The sequence below is a fragment of the Mycobacterium novum genome (assembly GCF_010726505.1).
In the GTDB taxonomy this organism is placed as follows: Bacteria; Actinomycetota; Actinomycetes; order Mycobacteriales; family Mycobacteriaceae; genus Mycobacterium; species Mycobacterium algericum.
The window spans coordinates 1,519,689-1,545,323 of sequence record NZ_AP022562.1 but is presented as its reverse complement, the minus strand read 5'-3'; the positions used below and the strand labels follow the sequence as shown (position 1 = coordinate 1,545,323).

Here is a 25,635-nt window from a genome sequence, read left to right as displayed (position 1 = left end):
GTGGCGACCCGCTTCGCCCGGCTCCGCCGCGCTTGCGATCACCACTAGGTGGAGATGGGAAGGTACACCCGGTTGCCGTGCTCGGCGAACTCGGCTGACTTCTCCGCCATGCCCTTGGCGATGGCGGCGTCGATGTCCTCCTGGGTCTGTAACCCGTGCTCGTCTGCGTAGTCGCGAACGTCCTGGCTGATCCGCATCGAGCAGAACTTAGGACCGCACATCGAGCAGAAGTGCGCGGACTTGGCCGGCTCGGCGGGCAGCGTCTCGTCGTGGTACTCGCGCGCGGTGTCCGGGTCCAGGGACAACGCAAACTGGTCATACCAGCGGAACTCGAAGCGCGCCTTGGACAATGCGTTGTCGCGGTCCTGCGCATGCGGGTGGCCCTTGGCCAGGTCGGCGGCGTGCGCGGCGATCTTGTAGGCGATCACCCCGTCCTTGACGTCCTTGCGGTCCGGCAGCCCGAGGTGCTCCTTGGGCGTCACGTAGCACAGCATCGCGGTACCGGCCTGGGCGATGATCGCCGCGCCGATCGCCGAGGTGATGTGGTCGTAGGCCGGTGCGATGTCGGTGGCCAGCGGTCCGAGCGTGTAGAACGGCGCCTCGTCGCACCACTCCTCCTCCAGCCGCACATTCTCCACGATCTTGTGCATCGGGACGTGCCCCGGGCCTTCGATCATCACTTGGGCGCCACGGGATTTGGCGATCTTGGTCAGCTCGCCCAGGGTGCGCAGCTCGGCGAACTGCGCCTCGTCGTTGGCATCGGCGATGGAACCGGGCCGCAGCCCGTCGCCGAGGGAGAAGGTCACGTCGTAGCTGGCCAGGATGTCGGCCAGCTCTTCGAAGTTGGTGTAGAGGAACGACTCCCGGTGGCGCGACAGGCACCACGACGCCATGATCGAGCCACCGCGAGACACGATGCCGGTGACCCGCTTGGCGGTCAGCGGCACGTAGCGCAACAGCACCCCGGCGTGCACGGTCATGTAGTCGACGCCCTGCTCGCACTGTTCGATCACAGTGTCGCGGTACAACTCCCAACTCAGCTTGGTCGGGTCGCCGTTGACCTTCTCCAGCGCCTGGTAGATCGGCACCGTGCCGACCGGCACCGGGGAGTTGCGCAGGATCCACTCCCGGGTCTCGTGGATGTCCTTGCCGGTGGACAGGTCCATGATGTTGTCGGCACCCCAACGGGTGGCCCACACCATCTTGTCGACCTCTTCGCCGATCGAGCTGGTCACCGCGGAGTTGCCGATGTTGGCGTTGATCTTCACTTTGAACGCCTTGCCGATGATCATCGGCTCCAGCTCGGGATGGTTGTGGTTGGCGGGGATCACCGCGCGGCCGCGGGCCACCTCGTCGCGCACCAGCTCGGCGGGGAAACCTTCGCGGGCGGCGATGAAGGCCATCTCGGCGGTGATCTCACCTGCCTGCGCGCGCTGCAACTGGGTGCCGCGGTCGCGCACCACGCCCGGCCGGGCCGGCAGGCCGCGGTGCAGGTCGATCACCGCGTCGGTGTCGGTGTACGGGCCGGAGGTGTCATAAAGGTCGAAGTGCTCGCCGTTGGTCAGGTTGACCCGCCGGAACGGCACTTTCATCACCGCGCCACCGGGGGCTTCGATCTCGCGGTAAATCTTCTCGCTGTAGGGGATCGGCCCGGTGGTCACCTGCGGCTCGATGACGACATCAGTCATTTTCTTCCTCTCCCTCGCCGGAATTACCCGGTCAGGTTCGTACGGTCGACGGCCCCGGCCGTCCTCTCAGCGCACAGGTTGCGCTCCCGCGGTGTGGATTTTCTGTACTGCGATCACTGCACTGCCACGCTAGCGCAGTGCGACGCCCGACGTAAGGCGCCGACCAGGGCGCCGACGCCGCCGATTAGGCACCCGATCCTTTGCATAGCTAATATATGCGCTTTGGGTCGGAGAACCGCGGGAGAGACGATGACGGCGCGCGTCGAGGGGGTGGGCGTCGACTCCGGTGCTGTCGCGGCCGGCGGTCGCCGGTTGCGCTACGGCCGCGATCACCCGCGCTACAAGTGGATAGCACTGTCCAACACCACGCTGGGTGTGCTGCTGGCCACCGTCAACGGCTCGATCGTGCTGATCTCATTGCCGGCGATCTTCCGCGGCATCGGGCTGAACCCGCTGGATCCGGCGAACGTGAGCTACCTGCTGTGGATGCTGATGGGCTACCTGTTGGTGTCGGCTGTGCTGGTGGTGTTCTTCGGCCGGCTCGGCGACATGTTCGGCCGGGTGCGCATCTACAACGCCGGCTTCGTGGTGTTCACGGTGGCGGCGATCGCGCTGTCGATCGATCCGTTCGACCTCGGCGCCGGCGCCCGGTGGCTGATCGGCTGGCGGGTGGTGCAGGGCGTCGGCGGGGCGATGCTGTTCGCGTCCTCGGCGGCGATCATCACGGACGCCTTCCCGGCCAATCAGCGTGGCATGGCGCTGGGGGTCAACCAGGTGGCGGCGGTCGCCGGCTCCTTCGTCGGCCTGTTGATCGGCGGGCTGTTGTCGGAGTGGGATTGGCGGGCGGTGTTCTGGGTCGGGGTGCCGATCGGGGTGCTGGGCACCGTCTGGTCGATGCGTTCGCTGCACGAACTCGGCGAGCGCGCACCGGCCAAGCTGGACTGGGCGGGAACGGTGACGCTGGGTCTGGGGCTGACCGTGGTGCTGACCGCGATCACCTACAGCATTCAGCCGCATGGTGATTCGCCGACCAGTTGGACAAGCCCGGTGGTGCTGGGTTCGCTGGCGCTGGGGGTGGCGCTGCTGGCGCTGTTCTGCGTCATCGAACTGCGGGTCGCCGCGCCGCTGCTCGATGTGCGGCTGTTCAAGATCCCGGCGTTCGGCATGGCCAACGCGGCCGGGCTGCTGGCGGCGATCGGGCGCGGCGGCATGCAGTTCATGCTGATCATCTGGCTGCAGGGGATCTGGTTGCCGCTGCACGGCTACAGCTTCGAATCCACCCCGCTGTGGTCGGGCATCTACCTGCTGCCGATGACGGTGGGCTTCCTGTTGGCCGGTCCGGTGGCCGGGTCGCTGTCCGACCGGCACGGCGCCCGCCCGTTCGCCGTCGGTGGGATGGCGCTGATGGCGGTGACGTTTGTGGCGCTGGTGCTGCTTCCGGTCGACTTCGACTATCGGATCTTCGCGGCGCTGGTCTTCCTCAACGGACTCGGCGGCGGGATCTTCACCGCGCCCAACACTGCCGTGGTCATGTCCAGCGTCCCGGCCGCGCAGCGCGGTGCCGCCTCGGGTGTGCGGGCCACGTTCTTCAACGCCGGCACGTCGTTGTCGATCGGTATCTTCTTCTCCCTCATGGTGATCGGCCTGGCAAACACGCTGCCGGAGGCGATGGGTGCGGGGTTGCAGCAGCGGGGAGTGCCCGCCGAGGTCGCCGAACAGGTGGCCAACACCCCGCCGGTGGGCAGCCTGTTCGCGGCGTTTCTGGGTTACAACCCGATCGGCGAACTGCTGGGGCCCTCCGGTGCGCTGGACCATCCCGGTGTCGACGCCCAGATGTTGACCGGGCACAGCTTCTTCCCGCAACTGATCTCCGGGCCGTTCCATACCGGGTTGGCGGTGGTGTTCGCCGCCGCGGCGGTGATGATGGTGCTCGGTGCGCTGACGTCGTGGGCGGCGCCGGGGCGTTACGCCGGCGAGCCGGTGAAGTGGTCCGACAGCGCCCCGGGCGCCCGCGGAACCCGGGTGACGGTGCACCTCGACGATGCTGCCGGGTCGTGACCGAACCGTGTGGAAACCGGTGGGTGAGTTGAATTGACCCGGGCGCATTCCTGATGCACTATGGACCATGCAAGCACCTCGTTAGGTGAGGCGTCTGCACGGACACAGGCCACTGACCCCGAACGTCGAAAGACGCCCCGGGTCAGGACAGCTCCTCCCGGCTTAAGGGTTGAGCCCAAGTGGCTTCCGGCTCGCGGATCTGAGCGGGCGGGACACGCCGTGCAGTGTCGAAGCTCTGACGAGAGGGGTGCGGTCTTCCGACAGTCGTCGGAGCTGCCTCCAAAGCCTGCGGTGAAACCGGCACGCCGACGCGTGCCCGCGACCGAGAGGAGGTGAGGGACGCATGAGTTCCGGTGATAGTCCGAGCCGATATCTGACTTCTGTTCCGTCCCCATCCGAACGGTCGCATACCGCCTCCAGTTGAGCCCCGATTCCGGCCTCCAGCTGAGCGCGTAGCGGCGTTACGCGACTAGGAGGCCATCATCATGGTTGCAATCGCCTACACCGACATCCAGGCGCCGGCCCCGCGTGCCATCAGCACGGCGAAGAAGGTGGACACCCGCCGGGGTGCACCGGCTGCGCCCGCCTCAGACCCGGTGGTCGACATGGCCACCCGGCTGCTCAGTGGTCCCCTGCACCAGATGTATGCACTCTTGTGGCGCGTCGGGGTGCTGACCGTCGACCACTGAGTCGACCGAGGCCGCGGACAGACGTCTTCGCTAGGCGTCTGCTAGGCGTCCTCCAAGGCCTCGCCGAGTTGCTCGAGTACCTCGCTGCGGTGGTTGTTGGCCAGAATGTGGCCGGCAGCCACCGCAGCGGCTACCGGCCAGTCGATGATCTCGAACGCGGCCAGCAGCGCCAGCCCGCCGTAGTAGGCCAGCTGCTCGGGTCGCGGCACCGTCACCTTGCCGAACAGCGGCAATTCCACCGCGAAGCCCTCGGCATCCCGGATGTGGGCCACCGCTTCCCGCTGGGATGCGCTGCGCCGCGTCTTGTCCGCCATCATGAGCCTCCTGGTGGCGACGGGTCGCCGGATGATCGGGCCGCGGCCGTTCCGCGGCGAGAGCCGGTGTCCCCATTGTGCACAAGCCGCAGCCGTGGCGCGGAGTGGCCGTCGGAGGTCGGGGTGCCGTCCGGCTGGCGCGGCACGGGCACCATGAACTGGGTGGGCTTGTCGGCTGACTCCTGCAAGCCGGACAGCAGCCTCGGCACCACGGCCGCGCCGGCGGTGGCGACCGTCGCCGCCCCCAGCGCCTGAGCCCAGCCCAGCGGACCCAGCGGGGTGCAGCCCAGCAGCTGGCTGACGCCCGGAATGGAGATCAACGTCCCCATTGCGGCGAGCGAGCCGACCGCGGTCGCCACCACCAGCGGGTCATGCGAGTCCAGCAGCGTCTGGCCCAGCTGGGCGGCGACCAGCGACACCAGCGCGACCGTGGAGGCCCGCTGTTGGCGGCCGGTCATCGAGGCCAGCGTCCAGGCGCCCACCGCGGCCGACGCGGTCGTCACCCCGCGCACCGCCACCGCGCGCCACAGCGCGTCGGGATCCGGGCCACGCGCCGTGGCGGCCGCCGAGTCGTTCAGTTCACTGACCGCCAGCGCGGTCGCCGGCAGTGCGTCGGTGAGCATGTTCACCAGCAGCAGCTGGCGGGCGTTGAGCGGTGAGCGCCCGGTAAGCGCGCTGCCGATGATCGCGAACGCCACCTCGCCGGCGTTGCCGCCCAGCAGCACCCCGACCGCTGCCTGCACCCGCTGCCACAGTTCCCGGCCCTCGTCCAACGCGTCGAGCAGGGTGTGGATCCGGCCATCGAGCAATACCACGTCGGCGGCGGTGCTGGCGGCCTCGCTGCCGTGGGCGACGACCGCGATCCCGACGGTGGCGGCGCGGATGGCCGCGGCATCGTTGGCGCCGTCACCGACCATCGCCGACACCTTGCCGGTGCGCTCCAGGGTCTGCACGATCTGCACCTTGTTCTCCGGTGACATCCGGGCGAACACCACCCGCTCGGCTACCGCGACTTCCTGGCCCTTGCGGGACAACGCATCCCACTCCGCGCCGCTGATCACCTGATCGGCGCTGATCTGTAGGCCGAGCTCCCGGGCGATCGCGGTGGCGGTGACCGGGTGGTCGCCGGTGATGAGCCGCACCGGGATCTGCCAGCGGTCCAGGTCGGCCAGCAGGGCGGCGGCCTCCGGCCGGGGTGTGTCGGCGATACCGATCAACCCGACGAACGTCAGCCCGTCGCCGCAGAACTGGCCGATGTCCTCCGGATCCGGATCCTCACCCAGGGCGGTGACCTGCGCGGCGGAGAGTTCCCGCCGGGCGACGGCGATCACCCGCAGCCCCTCGCCGGCCATACCCAGCACCGTCTTGCGGATCGCCGGGTCCCCGCCGCAGGCGGGCCCGACAACCTCCGGCGCACCCTTGACGGTCAACTCGGCGCCGACGATCGTCGCCGAGTAGCTGCGGCCGGACCGGAACGGCAGATGGGCGACCTCGCCGCGATCGGGATCCACCACGCCGGCAGCCGTCGCGGCTTCGATGATCGCGGCATCGGTGGCGTGCACCTGCCGGCCGTTGGTGGCCGGGGCGGCCTGCGCCGCGAACGCCAGCACCTCATCGGTGCTGTACCCCGGCGCCGGTGTCAGCTGTGTCACCCGCAGCCGGTTCTGGCTCAGCGTCCCGGTCTTGTCGAAGCACACCACGTCGACGCGGCCGAGCGCCTCCACCGAGCGCGGCACCCGAACCAGCACACCGGATTTGGTCAGCCGCCTGGCGGACGCCTGCTGCGCCAGGGTGGCCACCAGCGGCAGGCCCTCCGGGATCGCCGCGACGGCGATGGCGATGCCGGAGGCCACCGACTGTCGCAACCCGATCCGCCGGAGCACGCCCAAACCGGTCACCAGGGTGCCCCCGGCCAGGCTGATCCGCCAGGCCTTGCTGGTCAGCAGGCTCAGCTGGTGCTGCAATCCGACCGCCGACTGCTCGCCGGCGACCAGGTCGGCGGCGCGGCGACTGTAGGTGTCGGCACCCACCGCGGTCACCAGCGCCAGGGCGGTACCGGTGATGACCGTGGTGCCCGCATAGATCATGCATTCGCGCTCGGCCAGGTCCGCTCCCGGCGTGGCCTCGACCTGCTTGACCACCGACAGCGACTCGCCGGTCAGCGACGACTCGTCGACCTCGAGATCGTCGGCGTCGATCAAGCGACCGTCGGCGGGCACCACCTCGTGCGCCCGCACCTCGATCACGTCACCGAGACGCAACTCCTCGGCGGGGACCTCGCAGTAGCCGCCATCGGGCAGCAGCCGGCGTGCCGGCGGAACCTGTTCGTTCAACAGCACATTGAGCCGCCGCTCGGCCACCAGGCGCTGCGCGGCCGCCAGCATCGCGTTGCCGCCCAGCACCGAGCCGACCAGTACCGCGTCGACCGGTGAACCGAGCACCGCGCTGGCGGCGGCTCCCAGCGCCAGCACCGGCGTGATCGGGTCGGACAGCTCGCTGCGGACTGCCTGCGCGAACTGCCAGATCATCCGCGGCGGTGCGCCGCGCTGGGCGCCGCGACGGGCCAGGTCGACCGCCGCCAGCGCGGCTGCCGCAGCAGGGGCGTGTTGGTCCCCGGCCGGGATCTCCGGCTCGGGCGGCGGCAGCATCGCGCGCACCTGGTCCACCGACATGGCATGCCACTCGTGCACCGCCGCCGGGCGTGGCATCGGGGCGTCCACGGCGCGCCTGGCCAGCCAGTAGCCGGACAGTGCGCCGGCCGCCGCGCCGGTGGTCACCGGGCCCGGTCCCTGGCCGCGCACTCCCGGCAGCATCAACAGCGCGCCCAATGTCGACGCACCGGTGGCGATCTCGACGCCACGGCGGCTCGCGGATCGCGCCGCCGGCAAAGCGTGCAATACCCGCCACGCCGCGCCCAGGTCGCTCAGCAACACATCGGCGCACCACGGCGGGGCGCCCTCCTGCCCCGGCAGCACGCCCAGCGCCACGTCAGCCGCGGCCAGGGCCCCGACGGCCGCCGTCGACAGCACCGCGACGTCATGACCGTCGGCCTGGTAAGCGGTCACCGCGGCGGTCAGCGCCTCGTCCACCGCCGCACCGTCGAGCGGGCGGATGTCGTCGAAGATCGGCCGCAACTCGCCGAGCGCCTCGGCTTCGACGGTGACCACCTCGACGTCGGCGTGTCGGGCCTCGGTCACCACTGCGGCGGCCAGTGGCAGCAGTGCGGGCTGGAACGAGGCTTGCACCCCGGGGCGCTGACCGATCCGGTGCCAGCCCGGTTCGAGTCCGGCGTCATCCAGCCGGTCCTGGGCCTGTGCCCACACCGCCCGCAGTTCGTCGTCGGCGCCGCGCACCTGCATCACCCGCAGGGTTTTGCCGCACAGCACCCGCGGGTCGATGACCACGGTGTCTACCCGGTCGAGCTCACGCAGACTGCTCGGGCGCAGCACCACCGCGCCGTGCTGGTTGGCCAGTCCGCGTCCGAAGGTGGCGGCGAACGACTCGCGTGCGGCGCGGGTGCCCTTGGGTGCGGCCACCGCGGCGGCGGTGCCGGCGAGGTCGGGGCTGCCGGTCGCGGCGCCGATCACCCCTGCTCCGATCGCCTGCATCAAGGCGCTGCGGCTCAGGTGGCGTTCGACCGGACCCGGCGGCCGGGGAACCGGCCGTGGTGGGATCAGCACCGGCGGATGGTCGGCGTAGTCGGCGAGCTCCGGTTCCCGGCGGCGCCAGGCGCGCTCGGCGGCACGTTCTTCGCCGGCGCGCATCGCCTCCACCGACAGGTCCACCGCCAGCGCGGTGGGCGCCTGGTTGAGCGTGTGCACGCCCGCGCCGGCCAGCGACAACAGGGCGTCGGTCGCCTGTTTGCCGATGCTGTCCTCGAGCAGTCGCCGCAGCCGCGGCTGGTAGTCGACGACGACGACGCCGGCCTCCAAGCCCAGCGGCAGCACCGGCAACCGCAACAGCCGGCCGACCGTCGCCATGCCCAGGCCGGCGACGTTGGCGCCGAGGGTGAGGGCGCGCAGCGCCTGCGTCATGCCATCGCCGGGCAGGGTGGCCGGTAGGCGTCCGCGCCGGGCCGGCCGGCGGTTCAGCGAGGCTCGACGAAGGAGAGGCGAAGCTGGGACCGCCGCATGAACCCGACGGTGCCGGGCCTCGGTGTCGCTGACCACCCGGCACAGTTCACGCAACGAGACGCCGTCGCCGCCGGCGTCAGGGTCCAGCCCGACCACCAGCCGGGACAGTGGGTGATTCAAGCGGACCGAGGTGACCCCAGGCAATGCCCGGGCCGCGCTGAGCACGGCAGTCGCCAGCTCGTCCCCGGCCGGCCCATCGAGTCCGCGCACCTCGACCCAGGCCCGGCCCTCGCCGCGGAAGCACCGCCGGGACAACGCCCAGCCGTTATCGCCACTCGGCAGGGCAGCGCCCGCGATGCCGGTCGCGGTCTGAACAGACGCGTCGACCAATGCGGAGGTCAGCTGGACACCGAAGTTTGCCGCGCGCAGCGGAAGAGAGTGCCTGACGGCACGACCTAAATCCACGCGGGCCCGTTCAGTGGCGCGCGCGAGCGCTGCTGCTGCCGCTACGGGCCGGTCGCGCTGCCGCCTTCTTCGGCTGCGAGCTGCGCCGCGTGGTCGACGAGCCCGACGGCTTCGTCGACTTCGCTGACTTCACCGACTTCAACGGCCGGGCCGTCGCGGTCGAAGCGGCCGGCGCCTTCGTCGACGACTTCGCCGAAGGCTGCGCCGGCGGCGCGCCGTTATCGGAGCGGTTCAGCTGCTTGAGCACCAGGGCGGTGCCGCCCACCGCCACCAGCAGTGGCCACTCGACCAATCCGGTGACGCCGAGGGCGCCCAGGGTCAGTGCGGCCGCGGGGGTCGAGTGGCTGCCGGTGCTCAGGCCGCGCTGCGCGCCGCTCGCCGCCCCCTTCAAGCCACCGATTACCCCGTTGAGTGCGGCCCCGCCGACTGCGCCGGCCGCCTCGGTTGTCATGGTCGCCGCGCGAGTCGCCGCTCCGGCCACCTTCCGTACCGTCCCTGCGACGGCGTTCATGGGTATTCCCTGCCCTTCAAACGAGGCAAATTGGTTAACCCGATCCATCCTATGCGAATTTCGGGTGAACCCGCGGAATCCACAACGAATTCATATAACCCGAGGTTTCGGAGCCGGCTGGATATCCACCAGCACCGGCGCGTGATCGCTGGGCGACTTGCCCTTGCGTTCCTCCCGGACGATCTCGGCGTGCGCTACGCGGGTGGCCAGCGCGGGCGAGCCCAGGATGAAGTCGATTCGCATGCCCTGCTTCTTGGGGAACCGTAGTTGGGTGTAGTCCCAATAGGTGTAGACACCGGGGCCCGGCGTGAACGGTCGCACCACGTCGAGGTACTGCGCCTCGGTCAGCGCGTGAAACGCCCGGCGCTCGGGCTCCGAGACGTGGGTCGCGCCGTCGAAGAACTCCATGCTCCACACGTCGTCGTCCTGCGGGGCGATATTCCAGTCGCCCGTCAACGCGATCGGCGCCGAGGGATCGTCACGCAGCCAGCCTTCGGCGGTATCGCGCAACGCGGCAAGCCATTCCAGCTTGTAGGTGTAGTGCGGGTCGTTCAGGGCGCGGCCATTGGGCACATACAGACTCCACACCCGGACTCCGCCGCAGCTGGCGCCCAGCGCGCGAGCCTCGACCGTCGGGTCGGCGTCCGCCTTGGCCCAGGTGGGTTGCCCGGGAAACCCGATCTCGACGGCGTCCAGACCGACCCGGGAGGCGATCGCCACCCCGTTCCACTGGTTGTGGCCGACATGTGCCACCTCGTAGCCGAGTTCGTGAAACGGCAACGTGGGGAACTGCGCGTCGGTGCACTTGGTCTCCTGCATCGTCAGCACGTCGACGTCGGCGCGGGCCAGCCAGTCGGTAACCCGGCCCACGCGTGTGCGGATGGAGTTGACGTTCCAGGTGGCCAGTCGCAGCGCAGTCACGCAGTCACCCTAGATCGACGGCGGCTACCCGCGGCGCCCGACTTCGTCGCGGTTGCGGTCGCCGCTACCGCAGCATCCGGGCGTCGAGGTAGCGGGTGCGGTGCTGACCGGCGAACCCGATCGCCTCGCAGAACGCGAACGCGCCGACGTCATCGCTCGGTACCTGCGCGTAACCGCGGGCGGCCCCCCGCTCGGCGCCCCAGGCATGCAGTGCGGTGCAGATCGCCCGCCCGTGGCCTTGCCGGCGCCTGCCCTCGGCCACGCGCAGGGCGGTCACCCCCAGCCAGCGGGTGCCGTCCGGGGCCTCGGTCGCCGCGCCGCGCCCGACCGCCACCCCGGGTATCGAGGCGAACACCAGCTCACCGTCGACCACCGCGGTCAGCGGCCCCACCGGGTCGTCGGCGGGCCAGTCAGGGCCGGGCCGGTCGGTCAGCGTCACCTGCTCGGGCATCGTCTCGAGAGTCGACGACCCGGCGGTCAACTCGCACACCAAGGTGCGGATCTCCAACCGTGCGGGGATGTCTTCCGGCAGTCGCAGCAGCCGCTCCGGGACCGCCAGGGTCGGGGCCAGATCCCGTCGGGCATACCAGTCGATGATCGCCGGGATGGTACTGGTGTGGGCGAACATGTCCAGGGGCACAGCCGAATTCGTCGCCAATGCGGTACCGGGCCCGGCCCGCAGCAACCAGCCGTCGAGCCACTGGTGTTCGCTGCCCGGCCAGGCCAGCGCGGCAGCGTGCTCCACGGCGCGGATCGCTGAGTTCTTCACCGGCCGATCGGTGAGCCGGCGCACGTACAGCACGTCGGCGTGCCGGCAATCGTGGACCACCCCGTCCGACGAGCGGACCCGCACCACCGTCCCGGCCGCCTCCAGGTGCCCCACCACGTCGCCCATCGGCGGCTCCGAACCGGGCGGCCGCAGATAGCGCAGGCTCACCCGGGTGCCGACCGGGGGCAGCTCGACAGCTGGCCGGTTCATCACCGGACCCTCAGTGACCGAACGGATCGGGCACGTCGCCTGGCATCCAGGACAGGCCGGGCACGCCCCAGCCGTTGGACTTCACCGTCCGCTTCGCCGCTCGGGCGTGACGGCCCACCAGCATGTCCAGATACAGCAGGCCGTCCAGATGCCCGGTCTCGTGCTGCAGCATCCTCGCGAACAAACCGGTGCCCTCCAGTGTGACCGGGTTGCCGTCGGCGTCCAGGCCGGTGACGCGGGCCCATTCCGCGCGGCCGGTCGGGAACGACTCACCGGGCACCGACAGGCAGCCCTCGTCGTCGTCATCGGGGTCGGGCATGGTCTCGGGCCGTTCGGAGGTCTCCAACACCGGGTTGACCACCACGCCGCGGCGCCGCGTGGTCGAGCGGCGGTCATCGGCGCAGTCATAGACGAAGACCCGCAGCCCCACACCGATCTGATTGGCGGCCAAGCCGACGCCGTTGGCGGCGTCCATCGTGTCGTACATCGTGGTGATCAACTCGGCCAGGTCGGCCGGCAGCGAGCCGTCATCGGCGACGGGGACCGGGGTGGTCGGGGTGTGCAGGACGGGATCGCCGACAATGCGGATGGGTACGACGGCCATGACCGAAAAGCTTAAGTGCCCGCCGCCGGCACAGTGCAGCGGCCACGGCGACTCGCGGGGCCGGCTCCCGGTTCAACACCGTGTGCCGTGATTGAATATTCGCTCAGGACAGGCCGCCGAAAACGCAACGAACGTTCGACCAAAGAACTTTCCGGAAGGGTCCAGGAAACGATATGGACGGCGCCATGGCGCAAGCGAATCGATCAGGGGACGATTCGGAACCCACTGACGGCTTGAGCCGTCGCGAACACGACATCCTGTCCTTCGAGCGGGACTGGTGGAAGTACGCCGGCGCCAAGGAAGAGGCCATCAAGGAGCGGTTCTCGCTGTCGGCAACCCGCTACTACCAGGTGCTCAACGCTCTCGTCGACCGGCCTGAGGCGCTGGCTGCCGACCCGATGCTGGTCAAACGGCTGCGCAGGCTGCGATCGAGTCGGCAGAAGGCGCGCGCCGCGCGGCGTCTCGGGTTCGATATCACTTGAGTCGCCCGGAACCCCTGATTGCTGGGGGTTTAGAGGTCGTGGCCTGCTCGTCGATACAGTGGGCGCAATGAGCGACCACGTTCCCGACTCCTCCAGACTCCCGCTGCGGGCCATGGTGATGGTCCTGCTGTTTTTGGGCACCATCTTCCTGCTGGTCGGATTTCAGGCGCTCGGATCGTCCGGCAACGACGACGACACCGGCCACTCGCCGGCGTCGAAACCCGTGACCACCACCTCCGCGGCGGCCACCACCGACCGCCCCGCCCACCGGTCCGAGGTGCGCGTCTACAACATCTCTGAGCAGGCGGGCCTGGCCGGGCACACCGCGGAAGTGCTGCGGGAAGCCGGCTGGAATGTGACCGACGTCGGCAACCTCGAGCTGCCCGAGGTCACCGAGACCACCGTCTACTTCGGTGACGGCCCGGGTGAGCACGACTCGGCCAACGCCGTGGCCGAGGTGCTGCACGCGGCCGCACAGCCACGCATCCCCGACGTGGCCGAGCAGCCACCGGGCGTGATCGTGGTGGTCGCGGGTTAAGCTCCTCGCATGGTCAAAGGTCACCGCAGAGTTGTTGCCGCCGCTGTCTTCGCCGCCCCGGTTGTGCTGTTGGCGGCGTGCAGCCCCAACGAGCCGCCCTCCGACGTGCCGGGCACCACGCCGGCCATCTGGACCGGGTCGCCGGCGCCGTCCGGCGCGGCGAGCGAGCCGGGCGAGTCGGGCGGTTCCGACAACCTGGTGGCGCGCCTGACGACCGTCGACGGCGGCCAGGTCGCCACCGCGACGTTCGAGTTCAGCAAGGCCGGCGGGAAAGAATTCGCCACGATCACCGTGGAGACCACCAGCACCGGCGTGCTGACGCCGGGCTTCCACGGCATGCACATCCACGGCGTGGGTAAGTGCGAAGCCGACTCGGTCGCGCCCGGCGGCGGCGCACCCGGCGCCTTCCTGTCGGCCGGTGGGCACTTCCAGGCGCCCGGCCACAACGAGCACCCGCAGAGCGGCGACCTGACCTCGCTGCAGGTCCGCTCCGACGGCAGCGCGCTGCTGGTGACCACCACCGATGCGTTCACCCGGCAGGAATTGCTGGACGGCGAGGGGACGTCGTTGATCATCCACGCCGACGACGACAATTTCGCCAACATCCCGGCGGACCGCTACACCCAGGTCAACGGCACGCCAGGCCCGGACCAGACCACGCTGACCACCGGAGACGCCGGCAAACGAGTTGCGTGTGGTGTCATCGGCGCCGGATAGCCTGCCGAACAACAGGGCTTCGTCCAAAGCCCGAATCGAGTTCGCCCACTGCGCCCGACCCACCCTCGGTGTGGAGTGGGAGTTCGCACTGGTCGACGCGGCGACCCGCGACCTGAGCAACGAAGCCAGCGCAGTGCTGGCAGAGCTCGGCGAAAACCCGCGCGTGCACAACGAATTGCTGCGCAACACCGTCGAGCTCGTCACCGGCATCTGTGACAGCACCGGCGAGGCGATCGAGGATCTGCGCCAAACGCTGGCGGCCACCCGGCCCATCGTGCACAGCCGGGGCATGGAACTGTTCGGCGCCGGAACCCATCCGTTTGCGCAGTGGTCGGCGCAGAAACTGACCGACGCGCCGCGCTACGCCGAGCTGATCAAGCGCACCCAGTGGTGGGGCCGGCAGATGATGATCTGGGGAGTGCACGTCCACGTCGGAATCTCTTCGGCCTACAAGGTCATGCCGATCATCTCGTCGCTGCTGCTGTACTACCCGCACCTGCTGGCGTTGTCGGCGTCGTCGCCGTGGTGGGCCGGCGAGGACACCGGCTACGCCAGCAACCGGGCGATGATGTTTCAGCAGCTGCCCACCGCGGGATTGCCGTTCCAGTTCCAGACCTGGTCGGAGTTCGAGGGCTTCGTCTACGACCAGAAGAAGACCGGGATCATCGACCACATCAACGAGATTCGTTGGGACATCAGGCCATCCCCGCACCTGGGCACCATCGAGGTACGAGTCTGCGACGGGGTGTCCAACCTGCGCGAACTGGGCTCGCTGGTCGCGCTGACCCACTGCCTGATCGTCGACCTGGACCGGCGGCTGGACGCCGACCAATCGCTGCCCACCATGCCGCCGTGGCACGTGCAGGAGAACAAGTGGCGCGCGGCGCGTTACGGGCTGGACGCCGAGATCATCCTCGACGCCGACAGCAACGAGCGCCTGGTCACCGAGGACCTCGACGAGCTGCTCAACCGGCTGGAGCCGATCGCGGCGCGACTCCACTGTGCCGACGAACTGGCCGGCGTCGCCGACATCTATCGAACCGGTGCGTCCTACCAGCGGCAGCGCCGGGTCGCCGAGGAGCACGACGGCGATCTGCGCGCTGTCGTCGACGCGCTGGTCGCCGAACTGGACATCGAGTGATGGAACTGCCGATGTTCCCGCTGGAGTGGGTGCTGCTGCCCGGCGAGGAACTGTCGCTGCGGATCTTCGAGAGGCGCTACACCGTGCTGGTCGGGGACCTGATGCACAGCGGCGATCCGCGGTTCGGGGTGGTGCTCATCGCCCGCGGCCGCGAAGTGGGCGGTGGCGAGCAGCGCAACGACATCGGCGCGATGGCGGCCATCACCGACTGCACCGAGCTCGGCGGCGGCCGCTACGCGCTGCGGTGCCTGACCGGCGAGCGGATCCGGGTCAGCCAGTGGCTCCCCGACGACCCCTATCCGCGGGCCGACATCGAGGTATGGCGCGACGAGCCGGGGGAACCGGTGAGCGACAGGCAGTTCGGGGAGTTGGAAGAACGCATCGTCGCGCTGCACAAGCGGATGGCGGTGGCCCGCCGGCGGTGGGTGACGGCCGGGCGCGACGCCATGCTGGGCGGCCGCCGGCTGCGCTCGCTGGACCCGGTGCAGCGGCTGTACTCGCTGGCCTGCCGGGTCCCGATGGGCGAGGCCGACCGCTACGCGGTGCTGGCGGCGCCGTCGCTGTCCGACCGGCTAACGGCACTGTACGAGGCGATCGAGACCGTCTCGGCCCGAGTCGAATTCGAGCTGCCGGATAACGGTTGACTCTGCGTCTACCAGACAGAAGTGCGAGTGAGGTGCCTGGTAGACGCAGCGTCAACGGGTTACTTCAGGCAGCTGCCCGCATCGACGGTGAGCGGAAGCCCGGTGACGTAACGGGATTCGTCTGAGGCCAGGAACAACACGGCGTTGCTGATGTCGACCGGGTCCACCCAGCCGATCGGCAGCACGTGCATCAGCTGCGCCACCACGGCCATGTCGTCTGGGCCGGGGTTCTCCAGGTCGGGGCGGAACAGCTTCATCGTGCCCTCGTTCATGAACAGCGGGGTGTTCACGTTGGTGGGGTGAACCGAGTTGACCCGGATGAAGTGCTGGCCGAGTTCGACGGCGAACGTGCGCATCAAGCCGACCACACCGTGCTTGGCCGCGATGTAGTGACCGGTGTGTGGGTAGGCCTTGAGACCGCCCACCGAGCTGGTCAAGATGATCGACCCGCCGTTGCCGCCGGCGATCAGATGCGGCACACCGGCTTTGACGGTCTTCCAGACACCGGACAGGTTGACGTCGATCATGTCCTGCCAGTCGGCTTCGCTGGTCTTGTCCAAGGTGTCGCCGCCGTTGCCGATCCCGGCGTTGGCCGCGATGATGTCCAGCCGGCCCAACTGCTCGACACCGCTGTCGACCGCGGCCTTGAGCGCGTCGAAGTCCCGCACGTCGACCTGTGCCGTCACGATACGGCGGTCGCATCCCTTGACCAGGTCGGCGGTCTCGGCGAGGTCGTCGGGGGTGGCTGCGGGGATCTCCTTGCTGCTGCTGATCCGGGTGCACACATCTACGGCGATGATGTCGGCACCTTCCTGCGCCAGTCGCACCGCGTGGCTGCGGCCCTGTCCGCGGGCCGCGCCGGTGATGAGCGCGACCTTTCCTTCGACTCGTCCAGCCATGTCTGCACCTCCGTCTGTTGTTGGTCGATCGATCAGCAAGGCTGGCACCAAGCCGCGACGTTGTCAACAGTGGGTTCAGCGGGTGGGCGCCGGCGGCTCAGGCGGGATCAGTCAGCCGGCCGAGCTGTCGCTCGACGAGGGCGCGCAGCTCGTGGTGGCCGTAGGTGACGTCGACGGCCTCCTCGTTGCACAGGCTGCGTGCGGTCTGCGCGATCAGCATGGCTATCGCGACAGGTGGATACTCGTCGAGGTCGACACCCCTGGCGCGCAGCGCCACCGTGACCGCGGCGGTCTCGATGTCGCGGACCCGCTCGGCGTAGGCCTTGAGTTCGGTCCGGATCGCCTTGCGATGGTTAGCCAACGCCATGAACTCGGTATTCAGGCTGGTCACGCGGGCATCGCTGTTGATGGCCCACAGCGTCTGGAGCGGATCGTCGTCGGTGAGCGCGGCGCGCATCCGATCGAGTGCGACGTCGGCGCCGGCGCGCAGCACCTCGACGAAAAGGTCATCCATGGTGGGGAAGTAGTAGTAGACCAGGGCCTGTTTCACCCCGGCCTCGGCGGCCACCCGCCGGGACGTCGCAGCGGCATAGCCCTCGTCTCGCATGATGCGGGCGGTCGCTTCGATCAGCCGTCGCCGGGTGGCGCCATCGGTCGATTTCGCCTTGCGCGGGGCCGCCATTCACCGCGTCCCGAGGTGGTGATCGCTTGACCGCCCGTCGTTGCACATGGTAGGCATGGGACATTCTAGCAATTTGATCGATCGATCAGCGCGACGAGGTCGTGATACAAGCGAAAGGGCGCATCGCGTGATGACGGATCTCGCGGCGGTGGACTACTTCTCCGACGAAGGCGTAACTCAGGATCCCTATCCCTATTACGAATACCTCCGCTCGAACGGGCCCGTCTTCGCCGAGCCGCATCACGGCGTCGTCGCCGTCACCGGCTACGAGGAGGTGCACGCCGCGTTCAAGGACCACGACTCCTTCTCGGCTGTCAACGCGATCGGCGGGCCGTTCCCGCCGCTGCCGTTCGAACCCGAGGGCGACGACATCACCGAGCAGATCGAGGCGCATCGGCATCTGTTCCCGATCTTCGAGCACGTGGTCGTCCAGGATCCGCCGGCGCACGAGCGGACCCGCGCGCTGCTGGGCCGGATCCTGACCCCGGTTCGGCTCAAGGAGAACGAGGACTTCATCTGGCGGCTCGCCGACCTGCAGCTCGATGAGTTCATCGCCACCGGCCGCTGCGAGTTCCTGATGGACTACGCCAAACCCTTTGCGACGCTGGCGATCGCCGACCTGCTCGGCGTCCCCGATAACGATCGCGCCGAGTTCCGCCGCGCTCTCGGAGCCGGTGAGCGCCCGGGTGCCCGAGTCGGCGCCCTCGATGGCGAGCCGGTGGGCCTGAACCCACTGGAATACCTCGACGACAAGTTCAACGGCTACATCTCCGACCGGCGGCGCAATCCCCGGGCCGACGTGCTGACGATGCTCGCCGAGGCCACCTATCCCGACGGGACGATACCGGAGGTGATGGAGGTGGTGCGTCCGGCGACCTTCCTGTTCGGCGCCGGGCAGGAGACCGTCACCAAACTGCTCGGGACGATGGTGCAGGTGATCGGCGAGCAGCCCGAGCTGCAGCAGCGGCTGCGCGAGAACCGCGACCTGATCCCGCGGTTCATCGAGGAATCCCTGCGCATCCAGAGCCCGACCAAGATCGACTTCCGGCTGGCGCGTAAGACCACCACGCTGGCCGGCGTGCCGATCAAGGCCGGCACCGTGCTGATGTTGTGCCTGGGGGCGGCCAACCGGGACCCGCGCAAGTTCGAGAACCCGGATGAATTCAACTTGGACCGCAAGAACGTTCGCGAGCACATCGCCTTCGGCCGCGGCATTCACACCTGCCCCGGGGCACCGCTGGTCCGGGTCGAGGGGCGGATCACCGCCAACCGGATGCTGGACCGGATGCGCGACATCAGGATCAGCGAGGAGCACCACGGCCCGGCCGGCGACCGGCATTACACCTATGAGCCCACGTTCCTGCTGCGCGGGCTGACCGCGCTGCACATCGAGTTCGACCCGGTCGAACAGTAGGCCGTCCTCGCCGCAACGCGTCATCGGAAAGGTCAGCAATGACTCTCAGCTCTGTGTTGGATGAAGTGCGTCTGCGTCCCGGCGCGGGCGAGGTGATCCCGATCGTCGATCCGGCAACCGAGGAGCAGATCGGCGAATTCAACGACGGCGGCGCCGAGGCCGTCAACGACGCGGTTGCTCGGGCCCGGGCCTCCTTTGATTCGGGTGTCTGGAGCGCGATGCCGGCCCGCGACCGCGCCAAGATCCTGTGGCGCATCGCGGATCTGATCGATGAACATGCCGATGAGCTGGCCCAGATCGATTCGATCAACACCGGGATGCCGCTGATGCAGGCGCAGATGATCGTGCCAACCTGCGCCGAGATCTTCCGCTACTACGCCGGCTGGTGCACCAAACTCAACGGTGAGGCGCACCAGGTGCAGATGAGCGGTGGCATCTCCGGCGCGCATGCCGACCTGCACGCCTACACCCTCAAGGAGCCCTACGGGGTGGTCGGCCTGATCTTCCCTTGGAACGGCCCGGTCTTCAACGCCTGTACCAAGCTGGCGCCGGCGCTGGCCGCCGGGTGTAGCAGTGTGGCCAAACCTGCTGAGGAGACGCCACTTTCGGCGCTGGTCCTGGTACGGCTGCTCAGCGAGGCCGGGGTTCCCGACGGCGTCGTCAACCTGGTCACCGGTTACGGGCACACCGCGGGAGCAGCGCTGGTCGATCACCCCGGCGTGCAGAAAATCGCGTTCACCGGTTCCACCGAAGTCGGCAAGCGGATCGTGGCGGCGTCGGCCGGAAACCTCAAGCGGGTCAGCCTCGAGCTGGGCGGCAAGTCGCCGGTGCTGATCTATGACGACGCGGACCTGGACACCGCCATCACGATGGCCGCAATGGGCATCTTCATCCACTCCGGGCAGGGGTGCATCTGCGGGTCACGGATTTTCGTGCAGCGCGGTGTCTACGACCAGGTGGTCGACGGTATTGCCATGGTGGCCAACAACCTTCAGCTGGGTGGTCCGCGAGATGAGGGCGCCATGATCGGCCCGCTGATCAGCGAGAAGCAGCTCAACCGGGTGATGGGATTCATCGACGAAGGCAAGCGCGACCACGTCGACGTCATCACCGGTGGGCACCGGCTGGATCGCCGTGGCTTTTTCGTGCACCCGACCGTGCTGGCCAATGTGGATCCCGGGATGCGGCTCTACCAGCAGGAGATCTTCGGGCCGGTGGTCACGGTGCTGCCCTTCGACGACGACGACGAAGCCGTCGCGCTGGCGAACGACTCCGAGTACGGCCTGGCCGCCACCGCCTGGACCCGCGACCTGAGCCGCGCCCACCGGCTGGCCAAGCGGCTGGAGGCCGGAACCGTCTCGCTGAACTGCCAGATGGTCTTCGACCACTCGGTGCCGTTCGGCGGCTACAAACAGTCCGGCTGGGGTCACGAGTGGGGCCGAGACGGCGTTGAAAGCTTCCTGCAGACCAAGTCGGTGTACACGCAGCTGTGAGTGCTGCCCGAGCCCCTGCCCACCCCGAGAGTGAACTCGGTGGGCAGGGCCTCAGTTCATGCCGATGCGAATGTTCTTGATCTGCAGAAATTCGTGGAGCCCGTCGGCGCCTCCGGTGCGCCCGAATCCACTCTGCTTGTAACCGCCGTAGGGGCCCTGCGGTGAGATACTGCTGATGGTATTGATCCAGACCGAGCCGGCTTCCAGCTGCCGGGAGATCCGGTGGGCGCGCAGCAGATCGCGGGTGTGGACGAACGCGTTGAGTCCGTAGCGGGTGCCGTTGGCCAGTGCGACGGCTTCGGCGTCGTCGCGGAACCTCATCACTGACACGACGGGACCAAACGTTTCGGTCTGGGCCAGCGGCGAGGAGTTGTCGACGCCGCCGAATACCGTCGGCTCGATGTAGTAGCCCGATGAGAGCTCACCGCCGAGCCGCCGGCCGCCGGCAAGAAGTTCGCCACTGCCATCAGTGGCTGCCCGCCCGATCACGTCCAGGATGCGGTCGGTGGCGGCCTGGCTGATCACCGGACCGAACATCACCGTGGGATCGAGCGGATCGCCCACCTTGGCACGGCCGACCGCGGCCAGGAACTTCTCGACGAAGGTGTCGTAGACCGACTCGTGCACCAGCACTCGGCTGGCGCAGGCGCAGCTCTGGCCGGACTGCATCAAGGGGCCCTGATGCGCGGCAAGCTGTGCCGCAGCGTCGAGGTCGGCGTCGGCGAAGACGATACTGGCCGACTTGCCGCCGAGTTCGGTGACGACCGGAGTGAGGTTGACGGCGGCGGCCTGCAGCACGCTGCGGGCGGTGTTTTCGCCTCCCGTGAAATGGATCTTGCGAATGCCGGGATGGCGCACCAGCGCGTCACCGCCCGCTGCGGCGGCGGGCATCACGCTGACCAGCCCGGGCGGCAGGCCCGCCTCCAGACACAGCTCACCGAAGCGCAGCGCGGCTAGCGGCGCGAGCTCGGAGGGCTTGAACACCACCGCGTTGCCTGCTGCAAGCGCGGGTGCAACGCACGATCCGGCGACCACCAGCGCGCCGTTCCAAGGGGCGATAACACCCACCACACCGTATGGTTCGCGTTCGATCAGGTTGACGTCGAAGGATTCGCTCACCGGCGTGCTGGAGCCGTGCGGCTTGTCGGCGTAGCCCGCGAAGTGGCGTAGGAATCGCTCGAGCAGAATTGCGTTCCCGGCGAACGAGATCGGTACCGCATAGTCTTGGACGTTCAGCGCGGCCAATTCGCCGAGATGCTGGTGCACCACGTCGGCCAGGTCGATCAGCAGGTCGCGGCGTCGGTCGACGGTCAGCGCAATCCATTCTCGCTGCGCCTCTTGCGCTGCGGCCACGGCCTGGTGAATCTCCGCTGCGCCGGCCAGTGTCACAGTGGCGTTCGGTCGGCCGGTGGCCGGATAGATGTGGTCGTGCGTGACGGGAGGCGTCATGCATTGCCTTCCTCAGCCCACTCCTGCGTGACGCGCTGCTTCTGCTCCTCGATCACGTCGATCAGTCGCGACGCCTTGGGCCAGCCGTAGTAGGCACCGAACTGCAAAGCGGCCTCGTCGATTTCGTCGAAGGACACGTCGCGGCTCTTCAGCGCGGCGTAGACGTGACTGAGGATCGGATACGGCGCGTCCTGGAACGCGACACAGGCGACCGTGATCAGCCGCCGCTGCTTCATGCCCAGCCCGGGCCGTAGCCACATCTCGCCGAAGACGAAGTTCAAGATCCCCGCACCCGAGTACGGGTCGTCGCGGGTCGGCACGTAGGGCAGGCAGTTGACGTCGCGGAAGGCCTGCTCGCCGGCGAGCAGCCGGGACTCAGGATCGCTCGGGGTGGTCAGCGGCAGCAGCGGTGTCGGGGGCGGTACCGGCTCACCGCGCTCGGTGTGGATGCGCTGCCACTGCTCGTCGACGATCATGTTGAACAGTGACGCCTTCGGCCAGCCGGAGTACACCGCGAAATGCAATACAGCTTCCCGCATTTCGTCGATGGTGACGTCGCCGCTGTGCAATGCCGCGTAGATGTGTTCGCGCAGCGGCTCCTCGGTGTCGGCTGCGGCCAGGCAGGGCAGCGCGATGAACCATCGGTCGCGGCGACTCAATCCCGGACGCTGCCAGATCTCGCCGAACACGAAGTCGAGCAGGGTAGCGGCGGGGGCGGCGGTGGCTGGGATCGGGAGGGTCATCAACTCGGCGAATGCGCGCGCTCCGCGCCCCGCCTCACCGGAGGGTGGCACCGGCATCCACCTTGAACTCCAGCCCGGTCACGTGCCGGGACTCGTCGGAGACCAGAAACAGCACCGCGTTGCTGACATCGCGGGCCTCGGTCATGATGATCGGCAACGCGTTGGCGAAGATCGGGCCGAGGTCGGCGCGCTCGCCGTGCAGCAGGGCGTGCAGCGCATCCGGCCGCATCCCGGTCTCAACCCCGGTGGGATGCACCGTGTTGACCCGGACATTCACCGCCGCAAGCTCATTGGCCAGTGCACGGCTCATGCCGACCACCCCGTGTTTGGATGCGGTGTAGGGCGTGTGCAGCGGGCTGCCCTTCAGTCCGGCCACCGAACTGACGTTGATCAGGCTGCCGCCGTGGGAGACCAGGTGCGGCAGCGCCGCAGCGCAGGTGTTCCACGCCCCGATCAGATTGACGTCGACTACCGTGCGCCACTGCTCGGAGGTGGTGGTGTCCCAGGTCCCACCGGTGATCACCCCGGCGTTGGCGACCGAGGCGTCCAGACCGCCCAGCTCCGCCACCCCGTCGTCGACCGCGGTCCGCAGCGCGGCGCCATCGCGGACATCCACCACGCGCGTGACCGCACGGCGACCCTGTTGTTCGACCAGCCGGGCGGTCTCCTCGAGGTCTTCGGCTGCGGCCAGCGGATAGTCGATCTCCGGCAGCGACGCGCAGATGTCGACCAGGATAAGGTCGGCGCCCTCCTCGGCCAGCCGCACGGCGTGGCTGCGACCCATGCCTCGCGCGGCGCCGGTGACCAGCACCCGCTTGCCCGCTACCCGCCCGCTCATAGCTTGTTGCAGAAGCCGGCGTCGACGGGGAAGGTGACCCCGGTGACGTAGCGGGCAGCGTCGGAGACCAGGTAGGCGATCGCGGCGCTGATGTCTTCGGGTTCGAGCATGCCGACCGGCATCGGATTCTGCAGATGCGGGCCGCCGTCGGGGTAGTTCTCCAGGAACGAGGTCATGGCCGGGTTCACCGCCATCATGGTGTTGACCGCGGTCGGGTGCACGGTGTTGACCCGGATGCTGTGCGGGGCAAGGGCGTTGGCCAGTGTTCGCATCAAACCGACTATGCCGTGCTTGGACGCCGCGTAGCCCAGGCCGCCGCCTTGCAGCCCGCCGAAACCCTTGAGCCCGGCGGTCGAGCTGGTGAACACGATCGACCCGCCCCGGTCACCGGCGATCAAGTGGCCAATGGCGGCTTTGGCGGTGTGGAACGAGCCGACCAGGTTGACGTCGAGCACGTCGGTCCACATCTGCAGGTCTTCCTCGTCGGTCAGCTCGCGAAACGCCATGGCGGCGATGCCGGCGTTGGCGCAGACGATGTCGAGCCGGCCGAAGTGCTCGACACCGGCGTCCAGTGCCGCCTTCAGCGCTGCGAAGTCGCGGACGTCGGCGACCGAGCCGATCATCTTGCCGCCCTGCGCCTCCACCAAGGCGACCGTCTCGTCCAGCTCGTCGCGGGAGCCCATCGGATAGCCGTTGGAGGCGATGTCGGCGCAGATGTCCACGCCGATGATGTCGGCGCCGTCGGCGGCCAGGCGCACCGCGTGGCTGCGGCCCTGCCCGCGCGCCGCCCCGGTGATGAATGCGACTTTTCCGTCCAGAGAACCCATGCCGGTACGGTAACCTGGTTACTCAACGACGGCAAGGGGGTGAATCGATGTCTGGCCCGGAGGATCGGATCCTCGGCATCGTCGTCGAGATCCTCGAAACGCAAGGCTACGACGCGGTTCAACTCCGCGAGGTCGCCCGTCGCGCCCGGGTGTCGCTGGCCACCATCTACAAGCGGTATGTCACCCGCGACGAGCTCATTCTCGCCGCGCTGGACAGCTGGATGGCGGAGAACCGTTACTCCGGCGTCGACGCGTATGCGCCAGAGCCCGCCGAGCCGTTGTACCCGGCGCTGATGCGGTTGTACCGCACCATCTTCGAGCCGTGGGAGCGCCACCCGGCCATGCTGACGGCCTATGTGCGGGCCCGGTCCGCGCCTGGCGGTGACGCGTTGGTACGCCGCGGGCTCGACGTCGTGGGGCCGGCGATGCGGGCGGCGCTCTCCGAGGTCGACGAAGCCTTCATCGCCGACCTGGATGTCATCATCTCCAACCTGGTGTACGGCCTGTCGGCGCGCTTCGCCGCCGGCGAGCTTGCGATCACCGATATCCTGCCCACCCTGGACCGGGCGGTCTACCGGCTCACCAGCGGATACGAGGCGGACCGAGGCGCTCGGCGCCGGCCGGCGACGTAGGCTGCTACCAATGCCGGATGTCGTGTTCACCGCCGTCGCACCCGTCATTCCGGTGCGCGATCTCGATGCGGCCCTCGACCGCTACCGCCGCCTCGGATTCACCGCCCGCGCCTACGCCGGGCCGGCCCGCTACGGATTCGTCGACCGCGGCGCGGTGTCGCTGCACCTGACCGAATGGGCTGAGCACGACCCGCTGCGCACCGCGGCCGCGGTGTACCTGTACGTCGACGACGCCGACGCGCTCTACGCGCAATGGACGGCATCGGGTGTTCCGGGTCGGTTCATCGCACCGGCCGACACCGACTACCGGCTTCGGGAGTTCGCCTACGTCGACCCGGAGGGCACTTTGCATCGCGTCGGTTCGCCACGTCGGATCGTCAGCGCCGCCCGCGACATCGCCGCACCGGCCGAGCGGATCTTCGAGCTGATCGCCGATCCGGCTCGCCAGCCGCACTGGGACGGCAACGACAACCTGGCCGAAGCGGGTCCCGGGCAGCGGGTGCGGGCCGCCGGCAGCCTGTTCACCGTGACGCTGACGTCCGGCGCCGTCCGGGAGAACCATGTGGTGGAGTTCGAAGAAGGACGCCGGATCGCCTGGCTACCAGCCGAACCCGACACCCCGCCGCCGGGACACCTATGGCGGTGGGAACTCGAACCGCTGGACGCGGTCCACACCCGCGTCACCCACACCTATGACTGGTCGTCACTGAGCGACCCGAACCGCCTGCAGCGCGCGCGGCTGACCACCGCGGACAACCTGGCGGCCTCGCTCGCCCGGCTCGCATGGTTGGTCGAGGGTCCTGACGCCACCGATCAGCGTGCGTAAACCCGGTG

The 25,635-nt window shown here is 68.9% G+C and carries 24 protein-coding genes, 1 pseudogene and 2 riboswitches; of the genes and pseudogenes, 12 read left to right on the top strand and 13 right to left on the bottom strand.

Translation table 11 applies throughout. The features are described 5' to 3' along the window. Nucleotides 1-44: 44 nt before the first annotated feature. The gene (gene thiC, locus G6N19_RS07090; protein ID WP_013827337.1) at nucleotides 45-1,688 is read right to left on the bottom strand and encodes a phosphomethylpyrimidine synthase ThiC; all 1,644 of its coding nucleotides are present in this window, start codon (nucleotides 1,686-1,688) and stop codon (nucleotides 45-47) included. Continuing rightward, a riboswitch (TPP riboswitch) is annotated at nucleotides 1,682-1,788 on the bottom strand. Its footprint overlaps the gene before it by 7 nt. A gap of 149 nt (nucleotides 1,789-1,937) precedes the next feature. On the opposite strand from thiC, the gene G6N19_RS07085 reads away from it, so the two are divergent. Both G6N19_RS07085 and G6N19_RS07080 read left to right on the top strand, forming a co-directional pair. After that, on the top strand, nucleotides 1,938-3,746 hold the full coding sequence (locus tag G6N19_RS07085) for an MFS transporter (protein ID WP_013827338.1): 1,809 nt from the start codon (nucleotides 1,938-1,940) through the stop codon (nucleotides 3,744-3,746). Between the two features lie 70 nt (nucleotides 3,747-3,816). Continuing rightward, a riboswitch (M-box (ykoK) riboswitch) is annotated at nucleotides 3,817-4,000 on the top strand. 231 nt (nucleotides 4,001-4,231) lie between these two features. Then, nucleotides 4,232-4,435, top strand: a complete 204-nt coding sequence (locus tag G6N19_RS07080; protein ID WP_013827339.1) for an Rv1535 family protein — start codon at nucleotides 4,232-4,234, stop codon at nucleotides 4,433-4,435. 41 nt (nucleotides 4,436-4,476) lie between these two features. Here the strand turns inward: G6N19_RS07080 and G6N19_RS07075 are convergent, their stop codons facing one another. The 6 genes from G6N19_RS07075 to G6N19_RS07050 all read right to left on the bottom strand — a co-directional run bounded on the left by G6N19_RS07075 (nucleotide 4,477) and on the right by G6N19_RS07050 (nucleotide 12,302). Next, nucleotides 4,477-4,752, bottom strand: coding sequence for a hypothetical protein (locus G6N19_RS07075; protein WP_041316850.1), 276 nt, complete (start codon nucleotides 4,750-4,752; stop codon nucleotides 4,477-4,479). After that, nucleotides 4,749-9,287: a cation-translocating P-type ATPase gene (locus G6N19_RS07070; protein ID WP_193466055.1), complete on the bottom strand. Its 4,539-nt coding sequence runs from the start codon at nucleotides 9,285-9,287 to the stop codon at nucleotides 4,749-4,751. Before G6N19_RS07070 ends, G6N19_RS07075 begins: the two co-directional genes overlap by 4 nt. 10 nt (nucleotides 9,288-9,297) lie before the next feature. Beyond that, nucleotides 9,298-9,798: a hypothetical protein gene (locus G6N19_RS07065; protein WP_193466054.1), complete on the bottom strand. Its 501-nt coding sequence runs from the start codon at nucleotides 9,796-9,798 to the stop codon at nucleotides 9,298-9,300. Between the two features lie 90 nt (nucleotides 9,799-9,888). Beyond that, nucleotides 9,889-10,710, bottom strand: a complete 822-nt coding sequence (locus G6N19_RS07060) for an exodeoxyribonuclease III (protein ID WP_083036712.1) — start codon at nucleotides 10,708-10,710, stop codon at nucleotides 9,889-9,891. A 73-nt stretch (nucleotides 10,711-10,783) separates the two neighbouring features. Further along, nucleotides 10,784-11,698 carry an N-acetylglutamate synthase, CG3035 family gene (locus G6N19_RS07055; protein ID WP_193466053.1) on the bottom strand — a complete coding sequence of 305 codons (915 nt, stop codon included), beginning with the start codon at nucleotides 11,696-11,698 and terminating at the stop codon, nucleotides 10,784-10,786. Nucleotides 11,699-11,708: 10 nt separating this feature from the next. Beyond that, nucleotides 11,709-12,302, bottom strand: coding sequence for a peptide deformylase (locus G6N19_RS07050; RefSeq protein WP_013827345.1), 594 nt, complete (start codon nucleotides 12,300-12,302; stop codon nucleotides 11,709-11,711). A 173-nt stretch (nucleotides 12,303-12,475) separates the two neighbouring features. Here G6N19_RS07050 and G6N19_RS07045 point away from each other — a divergent pair, with 173 nt between their 5' ends. The 5 genes from G6N19_RS07045 (at nucleotide 12,476) to G6N19_RS07025 (ending at nucleotide 15,824) form a co-directional block, all read left to right on the top strand. Next, nucleotides 12,476-12,784, top strand: a complete 309-nt coding sequence (locus G6N19_RS07045; RefSeq protein ID WP_013827346.1) for a DUF3263 domain-containing protein — start codon at nucleotides 12,476-12,478, stop codon at nucleotides 12,782-12,784. 67 nt (nucleotides 12,785-12,851) lie between these two features. Beyond that, nucleotides 12,852-13,322 carry a LytR C-terminal domain-containing protein gene (locus G6N19_RS07040; RefSeq protein ID WP_041316859.1) on the top strand — a complete coding sequence of 157 codons (471 nt, stop codon included), beginning with the start codon at nucleotides 12,852-12,854 and terminating at the stop codon, nucleotides 13,320-13,322. 9 nt (nucleotides 13,323-13,331) lie between these two features. Beyond that, nucleotides 13,332-14,039 (top strand): superoxide dismutase[Cu-Zn], encoded by a 708-nt coding sequence (sodC, locus tag G6N19_RS07035; RefSeq protein ID WP_041316863.1) that lies wholly within the window; start codon nucleotides 13,332-13,334, stop codon nucleotides 14,037-14,039. Nucleotide 14,040: 1 nt separating this feature from the next. Further along, nucleotides 14,041-15,180 (top strand): glutamate--cysteine ligase, encoded by a 1,140-nt coding sequence (locus G6N19_RS07030; protein ID WP_085975749.1) that lies wholly within the window; start codon nucleotides 14,041-14,043, stop codon nucleotides 15,178-15,180. After that, nucleotides 15,180-15,824 (top strand): LON peptidase substrate-binding domain-containing protein, encoded by a 645-nt coding sequence (locus G6N19_RS07025; protein ID WP_013827350.1) that lies wholly within the window; start codon nucleotides 15,180-15,182, stop codon nucleotides 15,822-15,824. The genes G6N19_RS07030 and G6N19_RS07025 overlap by 1 nt, the downstream gene beginning before the upstream one ends. Nucleotides 15,825-15,883: 59 nt before the next feature. Here the strand turns inward: G6N19_RS07025 and G6N19_RS07020 are convergent, their stop codons facing one another. Beyond that, entirely contained in the window at nucleotides 15,884-16,723 is an 840-nt protein-coding gene (locus tag G6N19_RS07020; RefSeq protein ID WP_193466052.1) for a mycofactocin-coupled SDR family oxidoreductase, read from the bottom strand. Nucleotides 16,724-16,820: 97 nt separating this feature from the next. After that, nucleotides 16,821-17,405: a TetR/AcrR family transcriptional regulator gene (locus G6N19_RS07015; protein ID WP_013827352.1), complete on the bottom strand. Its 585-nt coding sequence runs from the start codon at nucleotides 17,403-17,405 to the stop codon at nucleotides 16,821-16,823. Between the two features lie 130 nt (nucleotides 17,406-17,535). Between G6N19_RS07015 and G6N19_RS07010 the strand changes: the two genes are divergently transcribed. Beyond that, entirely contained in the window at nucleotides 17,536-18,819 is a 1,284-nt protein-coding gene (locus G6N19_RS07010; RefSeq protein ID WP_085088202.1) for a cytochrome P450, read from the top strand. 38 nt (nucleotides 18,820-18,857) lie between these two features. Next, nucleotides 18,858-20,312: an aldehyde dehydrogenase family protein gene (locus G6N19_RS07005; RefSeq protein WP_085088131.1), complete on the top strand. Its 1,455-nt coding sequence runs from the start codon at nucleotides 18,858-18,860 to the stop codon at nucleotides 20,310-20,312. A 51-nt stretch (nucleotides 20,313-20,363) separates the two neighbouring features. Here the strand turns inward: G6N19_RS07005 and G6N19_RS07000 are convergent, their stop codons facing one another. From G6N19_RS07000 to G6N19_RS06985, 4 genes are read right to left on the bottom strand one after another with little or no spacing between them, the layout of a single operon-like run. Then, nucleotides 20,364-21,761 (bottom strand): aldehyde dehydrogenase family protein, encoded by a 1,398-nt coding sequence (locus G6N19_RS07000; RefSeq protein WP_013827355.1) that lies wholly within the window; start codon nucleotides 21,759-21,761, stop codon nucleotides 20,364-20,366. Beyond that, nucleotides 21,758-22,561, bottom strand: coding sequence for a carboxymuconolactone decarboxylase family protein (locus G6N19_RS06995; RefSeq protein WP_041316870.1), 804 nt, complete (start codon nucleotides 22,559-22,561; stop codon nucleotides 21,758-21,760). Before G6N19_RS06995 ends, G6N19_RS07000 begins: the two co-directional genes overlap by 4 nt. Next, on the bottom strand, nucleotides 22,539-23,342 hold the full coding sequence (locus tag G6N19_RS06990; protein WP_193466051.1) for a mycofactocin-coupled SDR family oxidoreductase: 804 nt from the start codon (nucleotides 23,340-23,342) through the stop codon (nucleotides 22,539-22,541). Before G6N19_RS06990 ends, G6N19_RS06995 begins: the two co-directional genes overlap by 23 nt. After that, nucleotides 23,339-24,169, bottom strand: a complete 831-nt coding sequence (locus G6N19_RS06985; RefSeq protein ID WP_013827358.1) for a mycofactocin-coupled SDR family oxidoreductase — start codon at nucleotides 24,167-24,169, stop codon at nucleotides 23,339-23,341. The genes G6N19_RS06990 and G6N19_RS06985 overlap by 4 nt, the downstream gene beginning before the upstream one ends. Before the next feature lie 47 nt (nucleotides 24,170-24,216). Here G6N19_RS06985 and G6N19_RS06980 point away from each other — a divergent pair, with 47 nt between their 5' ends. The 3 genes and pseudogenes from G6N19_RS06980 to G6N19_RS21185 all read left to right on the top strand — a co-directional run bounded on the left by G6N19_RS06980 (nucleotide 24,217) and on the right by G6N19_RS21185 (nucleotide 25,627). Beyond that, nucleotides 24,217-24,801, top strand: a complete 585-nt coding sequence (locus G6N19_RS06980; RefSeq protein WP_085088137.1) for a TetR family transcriptional regulator — start codon at nucleotides 24,217-24,219, stop codon at nucleotides 24,799-24,801. 10 nt (nucleotides 24,802-24,811) lie between these two features. Continuing rightward, a pseudogene (locus G6N19_RS21190) lies at nucleotides 24,812-25,171 on the top strand (bleomycin resistance protein); the annotation flags it as partial. Next, the gene (locus G6N19_RS21185; RefSeq protein WP_232062668.1) at nucleotides 25,148-25,627 is read left to right on the top strand and encodes an SRPBCC family protein; all 480 of its coding nucleotides are present in this window, start codon (nucleotides 25,148-25,150) and stop codon (nucleotides 25,625-25,627) included. The pseudogene G6N19_RS21190 and the gene G6N19_RS21185, both read left to right, overlap by 24 nt. Nucleotides 25,628-25,635 lie beyond the last annotated feature (8 nt).

What these genes read in the sequence shown, in the direction of transcription:
- thiC (WP_013827337.1), bottom strand. Translation starts at nt 1,688, where the DNA reads ATGACTGATGTCGTCATCGAGCCGCAGGTGACCACCGGGCCGATCCCC.
- G6N19_RS07085 (WP_013827338.1), top strand. Translation starts at nt 1,938, where the DNA reads ATGACGGCGCGCGTCGAGGGGGTGGGCGTCGACTCCGGTGCTGTCGCG.
- G6N19_RS07080 (WP_013827339.1), top strand. Translation starts at nt 4,232, where the DNA reads ATGGTTGCAATCGCCTACACCGACATCCAGGCGCCGGCCCCGCGTGCC.
- G6N19_RS07075 (WP_041316850.1), bottom strand. Translation starts at nt 4,752, where the DNA reads ATGATGGCGGACAAGACGCGGCGCAGCGCATCCCAGCGGGAAGCGGTG.
- G6N19_RS07065 (WP_193466054.1), bottom strand. Translation starts at nt 9,798, where the DNA reads ATGAACGCCGTCGCAGGGACGGTACGGAAGGTGGCCGGAGCGGCGACT.
- G6N19_RS07055 (WP_193466053.1), bottom strand. Translation starts at nt 11,698, where the DNA reads ATGAACCGGCCAGCTGTCGAGCTGCCCCCGGTCGGCACCCGGGTGAGC.
- G6N19_RS07050 (WP_013827345.1), bottom strand. Translation starts at nt 12,302, where the DNA reads ATGGCCGTCGTACCCATCCGCATTGTCGGCGATCCCGTCCTGCACACC.
- G6N19_RS07045 (WP_013827346.1), top strand. Translation starts at nt 12,476, where the DNA reads ATGGACGGCGCCATGGCGCAAGCGAATCGATCAGGGGACGATTCGGAA.
- G6N19_RS07040 (WP_041316859.1), top strand. Translation starts at nt 12,852, where the DNA reads ATGAGCGACCACGTTCCCGACTCCTCCAGACTCCCGCTGCGGGCCATG.
- sodC (WP_041316863.1), top strand. Translation starts at nt 13,332, where the DNA reads ATGGTCAAAGGTCACCGCAGAGTTGTTGCCGCCGCTGTCTTCGCCGCC.
- G6N19_RS07025 (WP_013827350.1), top strand. Translation starts at nt 15,180, where the DNA reads ATGGAACTGCCGATGTTCCCGCTGGAGTGGGTGCTGCTGCCCGGCGAG.
- G6N19_RS07020 (WP_193466052.1), bottom strand. Translation starts at nt 16,723, where the DNA reads ATGGCTGGACGAGTCGAAGGAAAGGTCGCGCTCATCACCGGCGCGGCC.
- G6N19_RS07015 (WP_013827352.1), bottom strand. Translation starts at nt 17,405, where the DNA reads ATGGCGGCCCCGCGCAAGGCGAAATCGACCGATGGCGCCACCCGGCGA.
- G6N19_RS07010 (WP_085088202.1), top strand. Translation starts at nt 17,536, where the DNA reads ATGACGGATCTCGCGGCGGTGGACTACTTCTCCGACGAAGGCGTAACT.
- G6N19_RS07005 (WP_085088131.1), top strand. Translation starts at nt 18,858, where the DNA reads ATGACTCTCAGCTCTGTGTTGGATGAAGTGCGTCTGCGTCCCGGCGCG.
- G6N19_RS07000 (WP_013827355.1), bottom strand. Translation starts at nt 21,761, where the DNA reads ATGACGCCTCCCGTCACGCACGACCACATCTATCCGGCCACCGGCCGA.
- G6N19_RS06995 (WP_041316870.1), bottom strand. Translation starts at nt 22,561, where the DNA reads ATGCCGGTGCCACCCTCCGGTGAGGCGGGGCGCGGAGCGCGCGCATTC.
- G6N19_RS06990 (WP_193466051.1), bottom strand. Translation starts at nt 23,342, where the DNA reads ATGAGCGGGCGGGTAGCGGGCAAGCGGGTGCTGGTCACCGGCGCCGCG.
- G6N19_RS06985 (WP_013827358.1), bottom strand. Translation starts at nt 24,169, where the DNA reads ATGGGTTCTCTGGACGGAAAAGTCGCATTCATCACCGGGGCGGCGCGC.
- G6N19_RS06980 (WP_085088137.1), top strand. Translation starts at nt 24,217, where the DNA reads ATGTCTGGCCCGGAGGATCGGATCCTCGGCATCGTCGTCGAGATCCTC.